The organism is Prevotella veroralis DSM 19559 = JCM 6290 (genome assembly GCF_000377625.1).
GTDB classification, from domain to species: domain Bacteria; phylum Bacteroidota; class Bacteroidia; order Bacteroidales; family Bacteroidaceae; genus Prevotella; species Prevotella veroralis.
Genome location: NZ_KB898326.1, coordinates 188,603 through 204,872 on the forward strand (window position 1 = coordinate 188,603; position 16,270 = coordinate 204,872).

The window sequence follows — 16,270 nt, forward strand, 5'->3', positions numbered from 1 at the left end:
GATGAATATAAAAAAGAGCATGAGGTGGCTGGTTGCTATTATAGCAACTCCGGTCGTCCTATTCCTCCTCTTGGTTGTTCTACTTTACTGCCCTCCTGTTCAAAACTGGGCTGTAAAGCAGGTTGCTACCTATGTTTCAAATCACACGGGGATGCAGGTTAGTATTGACCGAGTGAACCTTTCTTATCCTTTAGACCTCCAGTTGGATGGTTTAAAGATGATAAAAGCAAACGACTCTATACCTACGCAGAAGGATACTGTTGCTGATGTACACCGCTTAGTGGCTAGTATTGGACTATGGCCATTGCTTGAGAAGCGTGTAGAAGTAAACGAACTGACATTCACAGGACTGAAGGCTAATACCACAAACTTCATCGGTGACTTACGAATTAAGGGTAACTTGCAACGCTTACACATTGTGAGTCATGCCGTAAACCTCGTTGGTGACTCCGTAAGAGTGAATAAGGCGGACATTGAGGGAGGCTGGATTGATGTTGCATTGGGCGACACTGTGCCTGAAGACCCACATAAGCAGAACCCCTTGTGGCGCATAAATATAGACCAGCTGAACCTTGCCAAGACTGATTTCAAGCTCCACATGCCGGGCGACACGATGATTGTTCGGGCGCTATTCGGCGATGCTAAGGCTCGAGGAACAGAACTTCTCTTGCATGACAACATATATAAAGTGGCGGACATAGACTGGCATGGAGGTGCATTCAACTATGACCAACCTTTCGTCAAACGTGCTGTTGCGGGCTTTGATGCGGCTCACATCGCTATGAGAGACGTTAACTTGGGCATAGACTCATTCTTTTTTGCTGCGCCAAAGATAAGTCTTCGTGTGCGTGCAGGCAACTTCAAAGAGCGAAGTGGATTTGTGGTGCGTGACTTGCGATGCCCCTTTAGGATGGACGCAACGTCTATCCAATTGCCATCCCTTTATCTTCTCATGCCGAATAGTGAGTTATCAGGACGCCTGCGAATGGATATGAATGCCTTTGATGACGCTCATCCCGGTACACTTAACGCCCACATGGATGGCTATGTGAGCAAGACTGACTTGCATCCGTTCCTTACTTCCATTCCACGAAACATCTATCAGGCGATGCCGGGAGGGCGATTAACCATACAGGGAACCCTTGCAGGCAATCTTCGTTCGGCTTCCTTCCAACGGTTGAGACTTGCTATGCCGGGCTACTTCGACCTTACGGGTACGGGATGGGTGGCTGATATGATGGCAAAGAACAAGCCTTTACGCAGTGACTTACGCCTTAAAGGTGTGGCTCAAAACCTTGGTTTCGTTCAGAAACTATTGCCTGCAAGTATTCGGAAAACCATTGCGCTGCCTCAAGCTGTGGCTGTTGATGGAGACATACATGTACGGAAAAACCTTTATTCTGGCTCTATGTCATTGGCACAGGGAGGTGGTAAGATTCGTGTCAAAGGTGCTTTTAATCCTTCAAATAGCCTGTATCGCCTCACAGCGGATGCCACGAACTTTCCTATACAACGCTTCTTACCACACATGGGATTGTCGCCTTTCACGGGAAGTGTGCGTACGCATGGACGCGGAACGGACTTTATGAGTCCGCAATCGTCCACTAATTTAAGTCTTCGTATTCGTCGTTTCAGTTATGGGAAATATGTGCTTGATGGACTGAATGGTGATATTTCTAAACATGGAGACCTACTTTCGGCACACGTAAAGAGTGTGAATAAGATGCTGGGAGGCGACTTCACTTATAAAGGACGTGCTAACCAGAAGTTAGTTGATGGTCATTTGCATGGCTGGTTGAGCCGTGTTGACCTCCATGCGTTGGGCGTTATGACGGAAAGATACGTCGTTTCGACATGGACAGACATGGATGTTCGTTCAGATATGAAGGCTAATCACCATGTACAAGGTGTTGTTCGTAAGTTCAAAGTATTACAGGAAGGGCGCAAGCGGAGTGCTCTCTTGGCTGCTGGCGACTTCAATGTGAAAGCTGATATACGCAATAATCGTTTGTTATCTCACCTTAATGGCAATCTTACCGAAGCTAACTTAAAAGCCTTAGGACTGATTGATAAACCCTACATAGTAGCTGCTGGGGCTGATCTGGAGCTTCGGTCGGATCTTAAGAATAGCTTTGCTGTGAATGGACACATAGCTGATTTGGCACTGGATGACGTTCGGAAGGGTGGAAGAGTTGCCTTGGCACGAGGCAGCTTCAACCTTGATCTAACGAAGAAAGGTCCTAAGATAGATGGATCCATCAATGGACTCTTCCCACAAGTGGACTTCTATCAACTCGGAGTCATCGATAAGCCGTTATCAAGCAAGTTTGCTATTAATGCCGACTTCGGCATGAATGGTGCTGATAATATGCGTTTCAATGGTAAGTTGGGAGACTTACAAGTGAATGATAGCAAGCGTACCTACGCACCAGGAGACGTCAATCTGGATTTGACGAGTATGCGTGATTCGGTACATGTAGCCGTCGATGGCGGTGATTTCCACCTCAATACGGCATTCAATGGGAGTGTTGATCAGATGGCAAAGACGGGAAATCAACTTGTAAAGACACTACGGGAACAGATTCATCATAGGCGTATTGACCAGCCCGCTATCATCCGCTTGTTACCAACTGGGCATTTCACGTTGCGTAGCGGACGCGGAAATCTGTTTAGCAATATGCTTGCGAAGGATGGATACGCATTTAGTTTGGCAGATATCAACATATCATCTTCACCGCATGAGGGCGTAAATGGTAAGATAAACATTGACTCCTTGGTTTATGACAATGTGCATTTAGATAGCGTAAGGGTAAACCTTTCCAGTGTAGATGGGCAGTTGAATTATGATGCCGCCATACTGAATAAAGCCGATAATACCTATCCTTATCATGGACATCTGCGTGGCGTACTCTATGAACACGGCTTACAAACACATGCAACGATACTTGATAACAAGGGAGATACAGGTTTCGACTTGGCTTTGCAGGCTGCAATGGTGGGTCGGGGCATACGCCTTTCTATCACTTCTCCACAAGCCATCTTAGGTTATAAGACATTTACAGCGAACGACTCGAACTATATCTATATAGCACGTGATCATCGTTTATCGGCTAATCTACGCCTTTTGGCATCAGATGGAGCTGGTATGACGGTAACAACAGAGGATGAGGACACAACTTCGTTACAGAATGTTACGATCTCAATGAACCAATTCGAGCTGGGCAGTCTATTTAAGGTTCTCCCCTTCTCACCCAACATGTCCGGTGTTCTTAATGGTGATTATCATATCGTGCAAACGACCTCTGACCTCACAATCTCTAGTGATATGACCATCAATAAACTGGTCTATGAGAATTGTCCGATGGGTAACGTCGGTACGCAATTCGTGTATATGCCGAAGGAAGATGGCTCTCATTACGTTGATGCTATTATAACACAAGATGGCAAGGGAGTGGGCTCCTTGTCGGGTGTCTATCGTGGAGAAGGACAGGGAGAGTTGGATGCTACGTTGGAAATGAACCGTTTCCCACTGAATTACATCAATGGTTTTGTACCCGATCAGATCGTGGGGCTCGATGGCGTGGGAGAAGGTTCTCTAACGTTAAAAGGACCTTTGAACAAGTTAAACATCAATGGGGAGGTGTACTTGGATTCGACTTACTTGGTTAGTGTCCCTTATGGAATTAAGATGCGATTTGCCGATGATCCAGTCACAATACGTAATAGTCATATAGAGTTCGAGAACTTTGAAATGATCGCAAGTAACGGTTCGCCGTTAGACATATCAGGCTATCTTGACTTCTCATCGTTGGATAATATGCGCCTTGATACACGTATGCAAGCAAAGAACTTCCAGCTTATCAATGCCAGAAAGAACCCACGTTCAGAGGTCTACGGAAAGGCATTTGTAGACTTTGGAGGTCGAATGAGTGGACCGTTAAACAACCTTACTTTGGTTGGAAATCTGGATGTTCTGGGGACTTCCGACATGACTTATATAGTGCGAGATGGTACCTTGGCAACAGATACGGAACTGAAGGATCTTGTGCAGTTTACGAACTTCAAGGATTCAACAGTTGATGTTGTTAAACGCCCGGACATAACTGGTTTCACGATGTCGATGCTTGTCAATGTTGACGAACAGGCTCATCTGATGTGCTCTCTCAATGCTGATAACTCCAACTACTTAGCCTTTACAGGTGGAGGTGATCTACGATTAGAATATAACCGAACCAATGGTGTGCGCTTAAGGGGACGCTATACTCTGAATGACGGAAAGATGAAGTACTCCCTTCCTATTATACCGCTTCGTACGTTCAACATACAAGATGGAAGTTATGTAGAGTTCACTGGAGACCCCATGAAACCAACGCTTAGCATCGTGGCAACCGAAGATGTGCGCACGAGTGTATCGAATGGTAACGATGGAAGAATCGTCGACTTCAAATGTGGAGTGAGCCTTTCTAAGCAATTCCCAAAGCCTGGCGTGCAGTTTATCATTAGTGCTCCAGAGGATCAAGAAATGCAGAACACACTGAATACTAAGAGTGTTGAAGAGCGTTCAAAGCTTGCTGTAACAATGCTTGCATCAGGTATGTACCTCGATGGAAGTAACTCCACAAGTGCCAATACAGCGATGGGTGGTGCCTTAGCAGGCTTCTTACAGACCCAAGTTAACGCCATTACAGGCAAAGCACTCAACTCTATGGGACTCGACCTATCGGCTAACATGGAGAGTGCAGCAGACATTAACGGAACGTTGCACACTGACTATACGTTCAAGTTCAGCAAGAGGTTGTGGAATAACAGGCTTCGCATCATCATGGGCGGACGCGTTTCTACAGGCTCACAGTTCTCTGAAGAGAATGGAGCCTACTTCGATAACTTCTCGTTGGAGTACCGTCTTAACCAGAAGGAAACCAAGTATCTCAAGCTTTACTACGAACGGGAAGCATACGACTGGTTGGAAGGTAACCTCAGTGAATACGGTGCCGGATTCATGTGGAGACGCAAGTTAAAGAGCTTTAGAGACATCTTCCGCTTTAAAAACGATGATCCCGTAGTGGTTCCGAAGGTAGAGAAACCACGCAAGGATAGCTTAATTAATTTTGTTAATGAGAAGAGATAAAAATCATAAAGGACGTTTCGCGCTCATAAGTCTATCGGTGATGAGTGCCTTTCTACTACTCCTTTCGGCATGTAGCACAACCTCTGCTATCCCCGATGGAGAGCAGTTGTACATCGGAATGAAGCCTACTCTGTATAAGAATTACCAGTCAAATAAACACTTTGCAGCTACTCAAGAAGAACTTGATTTGGTGCTTGCAACAACACCAAATGCCGCTTTGTTGGGTAGTCCCAGTCATCGTTCTCCATTCCCAATAGGGCTTTGGATATGGAATGCCTTTACACCAGATACAACGAAGTTCAGCCGTTGGATCGTGCGTACCTTTGGGTCTACTCCTGTCTTAATGAGCAATACTACGCCCGATCTACGCGTCACTGTGGGACAGAACCTACTACGTAAGAGAGGTTATTTCAATGGTAAGATCACCTACGAGAAACTAACCCAGAAGAATCCAAAGAAGGGTAAGTTGCAATACACAGTGGACATGGGTCACCTATGGACGATCGATAGTTTGCGGTACACGAACTTCCCTCCTGTGGCTGACAGTCTCATCACGAAGAACTTAGATAAGGCTCTCTTGCATAAGGGAGATGCGTTCGATGTGGCCACATTAGAGCAAGAACGAAAGCGCATAACAGACCTCTTTCGGAACAACGGATACTACTATTACCAGAATAACGATGCAAGTTATCTGGCCGACACAACCAACGTGTATGGTGTAGCTAACGTCCGTTTACAAATGGCGGACTCGATTAGTTCGAAGGCACTAAGACCTTGGCAGATAGGGAAAGTGACGATTAACTTGCAGCGACAGTTCATGGAGCAGTTACACAATAAACAGTCTTTTCGAGATGTAACTGTCAATTACAATGGTAAACGAACGCCTCTCCGCCTACGCACAATAGCTAATGATCTGAAGGTATGGCCGGGTTCTTTGTACAATAATGAGCTTGTTGAGCGCAGTCAACAACAGTTGAATGGTAGCGGATTGTTCGCTGCCACCAACTTTACCTTTACTCCTCGTGACAGCACGGACAGTTGTAGTATATTGGACATGACGGTTGATTGCACCTTTGATAAGCCTTACGATTTTTATATCGAGGCGTATGCGAAAGGCAAGACAAGCGGTCAGTATGGTCCAGAAGGGAACATCGGACTCATCAAGCGCAATGCTTTTCGAAATGGAGAGAAGCTCGACTTGCGCGCACATGGCTCTTATGAGTGGTCGTTCAATAATGATGGTAATGGGCAAGATAGGCTTGGTGTGAGCAATTATAACTATGGTCTTGAGGGTAGTCTACAAATTCCTCGCCTCGTAAATCCCTTTGTCTTATCTCCAAGAAAGAAGTGGGAACGCATCCAGAAGAAGATTGCTGAGGCTGAAGCAAGGGGCATTGAATATACTCCGAAGCCTCCCCGCACTTACTATACTACTCCAACAACAACCCTAAAGGCATCAGTTGATGTGCTAAACCGCGCTAAGTACTTTAAGAGACATGTAGTTTCTGGAGAGCTAACGTACCAATGGCAGCCTAATGAACGCAATAGTTTCTCTTATTCTCCGCTCTCTCTAACATACGAATATATGCACAAGGTAACCACTCGTTACCGCACCTTAATAGCAAGCCTCCCCTATCTTGAAGTCTCAATGGCGGATCAGTTCATACCAAAAATGCTGTTCCAATATACCCATACGAGCCCTTTTAACTATCGAAACCCCATCAAGTTCTGGGCAACAGTTAGTGAGGCATCCAACCTTTTAGCTGCTTCTTATGCTGTAACAGGGCATCGCTGGAGTGAAAAGAACAAACAACTCTTTAAGAATCCATTTGCTCAATTCTTTAAAGTAGAGCTTAACTTCACTAAAATATGGGCTTTGGCAGAAAAGAGCAGTATTGCTTTTCATGCCAACACAGGCGCTGTTTGGGCTTATGGTAATAGCAAGGTAACTCCTTACACAGAGCAGTTTTTCGTTGGAGGAGCCAATAGTATTCGTGCATTCAACGCCCGACAGATAGGTCCCGGAAGCTATCGTTCATCCTTCCGACGCCGTTCCTACGTTGAACAAACAGGTGACTTGAAGCTCCAAATGAACCTCGAATACCGTCCCCACCTGCTTGGTTCACTCTATGGGGCAGTCTTCCTCGATGCAGGAAACGTGTGGACACTACATCACGACACGGCTCGTAAAGGTGGACAATTCGTCTTTAAGAATACTTTTAAGCAAATGGCATTAGGCACAGGGGTGGGTCTTCGATATGATATAGGCTACTTCATGCTACGTATCGATTGGGGAGTTGGACTGCATGTACCCTATAACACGGGCAAGAGAGGACTATATAACATAGCTAAATTCAAGGATGCTCAGACCCTCCATCTGGCTATTGGTCTGCCCTTCTAAACTATTTCTAAGAATATATGAAAAGACTTTTTTTATTATTACTAATGGTTGCTTCTATTGTGACAAGCTATGCACAGGAAAGCACAGAAGCCCCTCGTCATGAGGTGCTCTTAGAGACTGACAGCGGTAATATACGTATCGAACTCTTTAACGAAACGCCTCTGCACCGTGATAACTTCCTCAAGTTAGTACGCAGCGGAGCCTATGATGGGGTGCTATTCCACCGTGTTATCAAGGACTTCATGGTGCAGACTGGTGACATGGGATCGAAGAATGCCAAGCCGGGACAGGCTCTTGGCGATACGCCCGAACGCTATTCTCTACCCGCAGAGATACATTATCCCGAGTTGTTGCACCGCCGAGGTGCAGTCGCAGCAGCGCGTGAAAGCGATGATGTAAACCCACAACGTAAGTCGTCATCTACGCAATTCTACATTGTTTGGGGTGTACGTTTTACGGACAAGCAACTCGATTGGGCGCAAGAGAGACTGGATGCTCATACAGGTGGAACAGTGAAGATGTCGCCTGCAGTTCGTCAGTTATATAAGACTGAGGGAGGCTCTCCTCATCTTGATGGACAATATACTGTTTTCGGTCAAGTAGTCGATGGCTTGGATGTTGTTGATCGAATACAACGACAGCCCGTAGACGATAACGACCGTCCAACGACAGACCTCCGTATTCGCAAGGCAATTGTTTTGAAGTAAAGTGATGATGTAATGGTAAGGTCGTTTTAAGTACCTTGCCATTGCCTATATATAATAAGGTGTAAAACAGAAAATGGTAATCAATAAGAAACTAATAGGTTGCTTGGTTGCTCTCCTACTTGCTTCTGGCACGGGAGTAGCCCACAGCAGGTATATATATTATGCTGTTAACGATTCTACGGACACACAATCAGTAGCAGCAAAGACGAATGATAGTAATGATAAGAAAGATGCCAAGGATAAGGAGAAGCCCTCTTCTTACGAACAACTAATGAAGAAAGGCGGTAGTGTACACGATGGTCTCTTCACGATAAGGCATATCGAAGACAAGTGGTACTTCGAACTCCCAGACTCCATTCTGGGTCGTTATCTATTGGCTGTAACGCGTTTCACCGCCGTACCACAGAGCTTCGGCAAGTTCTCGGGAGAGGCAATTAACCAACAGACCCTCTATTTCGAGCAACGCGACAATAAGACTATTAACCTCCGCGCATACGTTCTTTCACAGGAAGCAGACCCAAAGAGTCGCATATCCCGAACGCTCAAAGCCTCCACTGCCGACCCTATCATCGCCTCGTTCAAAGTAATTGGTCGCAACAAGAAGACTAATAACCAGCTCATCGAAGTGACCCCTTTATTCATCAAGGATAATGGTGTCGTCAGTATTCCACAGAATGCTGCTAAACAACTGAAAATCGGTTCGTTGCAGTCCGACAGAACCTTTATTGACACGATGAAGGTCTATCCGATCAATGCCGAAATAGCCACAACACGCACCTATAGTAGTACTCCTTCTTCCGCTCCGGCATCATCAACTGGGGTCATGACCATCGGTCTGAACACGAGTATAGTACTACTTCCTAAGACTCCAATGCGCAAGCGTATATGGGATCCGAGGGTTGGTTACTTCACCAATCGATATACTATCTTCAGTGATGATCAGACCCGCGCCGACCGCGAACAGTTCATTTCTCGCTTTCGCTTAGAGCCTAAAGACAAGAAAGCCTACGCCCGAGGCAAACTCACAGAACCGATTAAGCCCATCGTTTTCTATATAGATCCTGCAACGCCAAAGAAGTGGGTTTCTTATCTAAAACAGGGTATTGAGGATTGGAATGTAGCCTTCGAAGCGGCTGGATTCAAGCATGCCATCCAAGCAAGGGATTGGCCGGAAGATGATTCAACGATGAGTGTTGACGATGCACGTTACAATGTTTTGCGTTACTTACCAGCTGAGATTGAAAACGCATACGGCCCCCACATTGTCGATCCTCGCAGTGGGGAGACCATCGAAAGTCATATTTGTTGGTATCACAATGTGATGAATCTATTGACAAAGTGGTACATGACGCAATGCGGACCACTTGACAAACGAGCACAGACAATGCACATGGACGACCGACTCATGGGTGAATTGATACGCTTCGTATCGAGCCATGAGGTCGGACATACACTCGGTTTGCGTCACAACATGGGTGCCAGTCACGCCACACCAGTGGAGAAGTTGCGTGATAAGAAGTGGGTTGAAGAGCACGGACACACTGCAAGTATCATGGACTATGCCCGTTTCAATTACGTAGCTCAGCCCGAGGACCATATTTCCGAACGTGGTCTTTTCCCACGAATAAACGACTATGACAAGTGGGCAATACGCTGGGGCTATCAGTACAGACCTGAGTTTAAGGACGAGATAGACGAGAAGGAAGGGTTGTTAACAGAGACTTCTAAGGTCTTAGCAACCAATCCGCGCCTATGGTTCGGAGGCGAGGGTAAGAACGAAGACCCACGTGCGCAGACTGAAGACTTGGGTGATGACAATGTGAAAGCGAGTGAGTATGGCATTAAGAACCTTAAGCGCATCATAGTCGCCTTACCTACATGGACGCATCAAACTAACGATAGATACGAGGACAGGATAGAGATGTGGAAGAGTGTTATCAGTCAGTTCAATCGATACACAAACCACGTTCTTAAGAACGTTGGAGGGCGATACATCAATAACATGCCAGGGCAGAAACCTTACGAGGTGGCACCTGCACAAAAGGGAAGAGACGCTGTTAACTATCTCTCCCGACAGCTCTTCGACGCTCCAGTCTGGCTCTATCCGTCAACGATGACAGATGTTTCTGGAGTCAATGCTGTCGATGAGATCGCTGCACAACAAGGGCGAGTTTTGAAGGTATTGTTGAATGGTTCGTTGATAGATAAGATTTACAAGGATCAATTTGCGGCTGGTGCTTATCAGGTCAAGGACTATTTGAACGATGTATTCAAGGCTGTTTGGCAACCCTTATCATCGACTAATGACGTGAAAGTTCGTACACGTCGTTTGTTGGAGCGTACCTATATCAAGCAGCTCGATGCATTCCTTAATCAAGAGGAGAAAGATAAATCCATAGCTATAGACCGCGCTCGTCCGTCAGATATATCGCTGTATCTTGGACAGCAGCTTGATACTATTGAGAAGTATTGCAAGGCGCAGGCTGCCATCAGCACAGACCTCAATCTCCTGCATTACAACGATATTCTGCGCCAGATAAAACTAATTCGTGAACGGCAGAATAGCGTGAAGTAAGGAAGTCTCTTCAATCCTCTCCACTGGAGGGGATGTTCCGAACGAAATAAAGAGGGCGTCTCTTTGCATTAAAGAGAGCCTCTTCTCACATCAAAGAAACGCCCTCTTCGATATGAAGGAGGCGTTTCTTTAAATTGTATCATGCAATTTCCTCTGCTTTTATGAAGCATTACCTCCAATGCCACTAGTACTATCTACTCTCCCTCGCCATTCTGTGAGGGGGCAGAGATGAGGCTTCTCATACTCCTTCTATACCTATTTCAAGGTATTGTCTAATCTCCTTTTTATATGTAACTTTGCATTTCAATGTATCTTGGAAGACACAGTCTTATCAGGCAATAGGGTACATTCACCAGTCGTTCAAGGCTTCATCTCACTGATCCAACAGCCTTACTTGCACAGCAGGTAATACTTAAAGACAAGTCATTCTACGATGCCAATCTCATCCATGGGAGCCTACAAGTGATGTACCAATTCCCTATGACGATTAAAAAGTCACATTCCATGTGGTTTGTAAAGGTCTTCGGCGACTTCTCATCTGCTAGCACATCGGGGCATCCCAATCTATATAATGTAGGCTTCAGTATCGGTTTATTTAATTAAAGAGGACGTTGTTTTATAAGATAGTAAACCATTAATAGCAATGGAGCTGTTACTTGATTGCCGACTTCCATATCCATAGTTTTCCTACTTGGAAACTAACAAGTGCCTTCGTTTCTGTCTCCATCTCCTTGATTCCTTGTTCCCCTCTTTGCAAGATAAAGACGTCTCCTGCATTGAGCTTAGCTATCAATGAGGAGTCTTTATGCGTCACCTCGTCAAGTCGGGGGAGCATATCAAGGTCGTCAGCATTGTGCACTCCGAAGCAAGGGGTGGTAATTTTCACTTTCACCTCACCCACCTCTCTAAAGCCGGCATTACTTGCATTGATTGCTTGAACATTCTTGTTACCCTTCTCGAAACTCTCTTTTAGTGTGTCAATAGTCTTTTCGATTTCCGTAAACTTAGCCTCCTTCTGTCCGTGCTCACAAGCGCAAAGGAGAAAAGAAGCCATTATTGAAACCGCTGTTAATTTCTTTATCATTGAGTATATACGTTTATCAATGAATGCAAAAGTACGCTTTTTCAATCATAACAAGCAAAGTTAGCAATGGAAAATACCGATTATTCCTCTTTTTTATGTAAGTTTGCAGACTTAAAGAATATACTCTGTTTAATTACATCTCACTAATCAATAGTAATCAATGAAACGCAAGACATGGCACAAGTACCATAAGTGGTTAGGAATAATCATTTGCTTTTTTGTCATCATGTTCAGCCTCTCTGGCATCATTCTCAACCATCGCAGCACATTTACAAACCTATCTGTCAGTAGGAAATTCTTGCCTTCCTCTTATTCTTTTAAGCGTTGGAACAATGGCTTATTACGGGGTACTTTACGTTATAAAGACCCAAAATCAAATACCGAGAAAGTGCTTATCTATGGTGCCGCAGGCTGTTTCTTAACCGATAGTACCGCCTCTTCTATTACCGAATTTAACAACGGCTTACCCACAGGAGCCGACTATCGACAGATAAGGGGAGTAGTGCAAACTCCACAAGGAGAACTCTTTGCCGCAGGTATCATGGGCTTATACCGATTGAAGGAACACAACACTTGGCAGCAAGTGAGCCTCCCGAAGGAAGATGATGACGAACTCTTATCGGATATAAGTATGCGTGGTGATACCTTGGTAGTGCTTAGTAGATCGTATCTATACATCTCCAACGCTCCATATAACCATTTCCAACGCCTTCAACTACATGCTCCTGCAGGTTACGATGGCAAGGTTAGCCTCTTTAAACAACTTTGGCTTTTGCATTGCGGAGGCTTATTTGGTACTTGGGGAAAGCTCTTTATGGATGCAATAGCCCTTGTTCTCATTCTTCTAAGCGTCACTGGAATATGGTTGTGGGCACGTCCTCGCAGTGTAAAGATGTTTAAGTGGCATAAACAAGTGGGTATCTACACTTTCTTCCTCACCCTCTTTATCGCAATAACAGGCTGGGCATTACGTCCACCTCTTATGATTCTCCTTGCCACCAACAGCACTCGTCCACTGCCGGGAACGGTATTGAACAGTGATAACGCATGGTATGACAAGTTAAGGATGATACGTTATGACGACCAAAAACACGATTGGATGATTTCAACCTCCGATGGTTTCTATTCCTTGACATCATTAATAAGTCAGCCGAAAGCCCTCACCACTACCCCACCTGTTAGTGTGATGGGGCAAAACGTATGGCAACATGAATCGACGGGAACGTGGCTTGTGGGTTCGTTTGATGGTCTCTACCGATGGAATAGACAAACAAATTATATTGAACCATGCGATGCCTCCTTGTATGCAGGAGTCCTCATCCCAGGCACAGCACCAACAGGACAAACCATCTCGGGCTATAGTTCTGATTTTAAAGGGTATCTCTGTTGGGCTGATTACTTCACTGGTACACTTTTCCCAGCCCAACCTTCCGACTTAGAAGACTGCCCCATGTCACTTTGGAACGCGGCATTGGAGGTGCATACAGGACGTATCTACATGGGAAGTATTGGTTCCTTTGCCTTTATCTTCATTATAGGTATTCTTCTAATAATCGTCTTGGTATCAGGGAAGAAACTATAAAGACTATTCGAGCATACGATTTGCTCGAATGGTCTAAGCCATCATATACATTACCAAAGAGGCAACAGTAATATAAGCAAATATGCCTAAGCCCGCCCAAACAGGTAAGAGCGTCCCCTTGAGCTGACGGCTATGATAAGGGCCTTCTACATATAATAAGGTGCGATAAACGAGTGCAGAACCAATCAAAGCAAAGGTTAATCCGCCAAGAATATCACCTGGGTAATGCACGCCAAGGTACATTCTTGAATAGCAAACTATGGTTGCCCAAACTATCATAAACACCGACAACCATCGCTTCCGAAGCAGGAAACAGATGAAGAAAGCCAACCCGAAGCAATTACCAGCATGATTGGAGGGGAAGCCGTAAGCCCCACCTCGATAATTATTAACGACATGTACCAAATGACCAATCGGACAATTAAGGTTACTTGGACGCATTCTTCCTATCATCGGACGTATCCACTGCGCTGTCAGAGTGTCTGTTATGAGTATCATTACACCGATTGCCAGCAGACTAAAAAACACTGCCTTGAAGGTGAAATTACGTATGAGCAACACAAGAATCAACACATACAAGGGTAGCCAGATGAGCTTCCCACTAACGGAAACCATGAACAAGTCCCAATAAGGATTGTGTAAGCTGTTTACTGCCAATAGGGCATGTTGATCATAATTGAGGATATTTTCAATGAAAACTTCTTTCATTTTGGCTGTAGATTAGTTATATTCTTAATCTCTGTTATCTATTATCTGTATTCTTTCTAATGTTGATTTCATCCATTCACGAGCGTTTCCAGTTCGCTAAATGACTTCATCTTCAAAAGATGAGGATGCTCATATTCATCGACAACTTCGTGTTGCCAGACAGTAGGAAAGGGTATATGGGCAGCCCAACCACCAAGTTTTAACACTGGCTCAACGTCCGACTTGAACGAATTACCCACCATTAAGAGCTGCTCAATGCCGATTCCATATTGCTTACAAAGTCTTTCGTAAGCTGCAGGAGTCTTATCCGACACCACGACAATATCGTCGAAACAATCTCTCAAACCCGATCGTTTGAACTTTGACTCTTGGTCTAATAGCTCGCCTTTAGTAAACACTACCATCTTATATAAGCCCGATTTGCGTAGCTCCTGCAAGGTTTCTTCTACTCCTTCAAGCGGCTTGCCTGGTAATTGCAAGAGCGATTTTCCCATCTTGATGATGGCTGCCACTTCCGCAGAAGTCAGTTTCCCGTCACTCACGTGTGTGGCGTTTTCGAGCAAGGAGAGGATGAACGCCTTACTACCATAGCCCAACAACTCCATGTTGGCGGTCTCGGTTGCGAACAAAGCCTGCGATATGTCCCCAGCAGGAGCATAGTTTTTCAATAAGTCACAATAATCTTTCTCCACTGAAGCAAAGTAAGTTTGACATTCCCAAAGGGTGTCATCAGCATCGAAAGCAATCAGTGATATATCCCTCATCGTCTATTCAATTACGAACATAACATTGCGGAACTGTTCCTTAGGAGCCGCTTCATTCGTTAATACCTCGGGGACTTTTACAAGGTTGCGAGCCTGTAAAAGGTCGATAGTATCCCACATTATTTCATGAAAGAGGACGATGGAAGTGCGCTTATCATCAATCTTTGTAATCGCTTGAGCACGTGTGATATTATCCTTAACGGCTGAAGCTAAGCTCGCAGACAATCGATGACAAAGATTGTTGACAGCATCTTGTTTCTCCCTGTCAATTACTGGTATCTGTAACTTCCCAGCCTCATTAACAATGCCGTAAGGCTTTAGGTGGTCGATAACAGTAGCATCTTTCAACTCCTCATTATCGAGTAGGCATTGTGCTAAAGGCATTAAGTCAGCATGTTGCGGGGCATTTTTAAGGCTCGTTCTTGTCCATGTTTCTTGTATAGAACCATAGCTGTTGGTGCCGAACTGAGTTTTCTTTCTTGGTTCACAAAGTATCCAAACCACTCCTTTCCAGTCTGTTTTGTTATCCAATTTATATCTATCTGGTGCTATCGCATCCCATGCCAAGCCATCAAGCATATAGGAGAAAGCAATGCTAAAAGCGTTATCAGCAAAATTACTCTTGCCTAATTCAGTAACAAGCTGTCGATAATCACCCTCCGACTTATCCATCACGTCTGTTGCAATAGATCGGCTTAATTGACGAAGTGCAGCCGTTTGTTCGATGTCAAAGATAGGTAAGGTGGTTTGCCATTTATTACTTTCCACCTGCTTTACCATCCCTGCTTTCTCTAAGTAAGCGAGCTGCTCATCATTGAAAGTAAGCCCCGCTTTGCGCAAAGCCTTAGCCGTACTCGGTGTGCGAAGCATGTAAAGTAATTGCCAGTTGTTATCCTTCTTGATGTATTCGAAGGGGTGGACAGACTTAAAATCACTGTATGCAACGCGTTCACACTGGCTTAGATTACGCATTACGTTTTGTGCGAAAACAGTCGTTACAGCCATGCTTAACGCAGCTATAAGTATTATTTTTAGTTTCATAAGTAGGTCGTAAGAATTAATTTATACTAAGCTATATGGTTAAAATTGATTTTGATTCCAGCCCCGATTGCCGCCAAGGCTCTGTTTGTGGCATAGAGCAGGGCATCTGTTGAGAGATAATCCACAGGTCTGAGCCATTTCCCCTTGAGGATGCGCCAAAGAGTCTCGGCAATATTAAGATGTGGGCTATAAGGAGGGAGAAAGAAAAGGAACAGCCACCACTTTTCTCATAGGGAAGAAGTTCCCGCATAAGCCTGCATCTGTGTACATTTGCGTTGTC

11 protein-coding genes are annotated in these 16,270 nt (G+C 44.9%); 6 read left to right on the top strand and 5 right to left on the bottom strand.

Annotated elements, in window-relative coordinates; genetic code table 11:
• Position 1: 1 nt before the first annotated feature.
• The 5 genes from D464_RS0103265 (at position 2) to D464_RS14065 (ending at position 11,414) form a co-directional block, all read left to right on the top strand.
• Complete coding sequence (locus D464_RS0103265) at positions 2-5,128, top strand: translocation/assembly module TamB domain-containing protein (RefSeq protein WP_018910130.1); 5,127 nt, start codon at positions 2-4, stop codon at positions 5,126-5,128.
• Positions 5,115-7,529, top strand: coding sequence for a translocation and assembly module lipoprotein TamL (gene tamL, locus D464_RS0103270; protein WP_018910131.1), 2,415 nt, complete (start codon positions 5,115-5,117; stop codon positions 7,527-7,529). The genes D464_RS0103265 and tamL overlap by 14 nt, the downstream gene beginning before the upstream one ends.
• 17 nt (positions 7,530-7,546) lie before the next feature.
• Complete coding sequence (locus tag D464_RS0103275; RefSeq protein WP_018910132.1) at positions 7,547-8,236, top strand: peptidylprolyl isomerase; 690 nt, start codon at positions 7,547-7,549, stop codon at positions 8,234-8,236.
• 73 nt (positions 8,237-8,309) lie between these two features.
• Entirely contained in the window at positions 8,310-10,811 is a 2,502-nt protein-coding gene (locus D464_RS0103280; RefSeq protein ID WP_018910133.1) for a zinc-dependent metalloprotease, read from the top strand.
• A 480-nt stretch (positions 10,812-11,291) separates the two neighbouring features.
• A complete protein-coding gene (locus D464_RS14065; RefSeq protein ID WP_262502519.1) occupies positions 11,292-11,414 on the top strand; it encodes a hypothetical protein in 123 nt (40 codons plus the stop codon).
• A gap of 49 nt (positions 11,415-11,463) precedes the next feature.
• Here D464_RS14065 and D464_RS12470 read toward each other — a convergent pair whose 3' ends face one another.
• Positions 11,464-11,895, bottom strand: a complete 432-nt coding sequence (locus tag D464_RS12470) for a hypothetical protein (protein WP_024985729.1) — start codon at positions 11,893-11,895, stop codon at positions 11,464-11,466.
• A 160-nt stretch (positions 11,896-12,055) separates the two neighbouring features.
• On the opposite strand from D464_RS12470, the gene D464_RS0103290 reads away from it, so the two are divergent.
• Positions 12,056-13,477 carry a PepSY-associated TM helix domain-containing protein gene (locus D464_RS0103290; protein WP_018910135.1) on the top strand — a complete coding sequence of 474 codons (1,422 nt, stop codon included), beginning with the start codon at positions 12,056-12,058 and terminating at the stop codon, positions 13,475-13,477.
• 33 nt (positions 13,478-13,510) lie between these two features.
• Here the strand turns inward: D464_RS0103290 and D464_RS0103295 are convergent, their stop codons facing one another.
• The 4 genes from D464_RS0103295 to D464_RS14165 form a co-directional block, all read right to left on the bottom strand.
• Positions 13,511-14,185, bottom strand: coding sequence for a phosphatase PAP2 family protein (locus tag D464_RS0103295; RefSeq protein ID WP_018910136.1), 675 nt, complete (start codon positions 14,183-14,185; stop codon positions 13,511-13,513).
• A 68-nt stretch (positions 14,186-14,253) separates the two neighbouring features.
• Positions 14,254-14,949, bottom strand: coding sequence for an HAD family hydrolase (locus D464_RS0103300; RefSeq protein WP_018910137.1), 696 nt, complete (start codon positions 14,947-14,949; stop codon positions 14,254-14,256).
• A gap of 3 nt (positions 14,950-14,952) precedes the next feature.
• The gene (locus tag D464_RS0103305; protein ID WP_018910138.1) at positions 14,953-15,990 is read right to left on the bottom strand and encodes a hypothetical protein; all 1,038 of its coding nucleotides are present in this window, start codon (positions 15,988-15,990) and stop codon (positions 14,953-14,955) included.
• A gap of 26 nt (positions 15,991-16,016) precedes the next feature.
• Positions 16,017-16,205 (bottom strand): transposase, encoded by a 189-nt coding sequence (locus D464_RS14165; RefSeq protein WP_409371853.1) that lies wholly within the window; start codon positions 16,203-16,205, stop codon positions 16,017-16,019.
• Positions 16,206-16,270 lie beyond the last annotated feature (65 nt).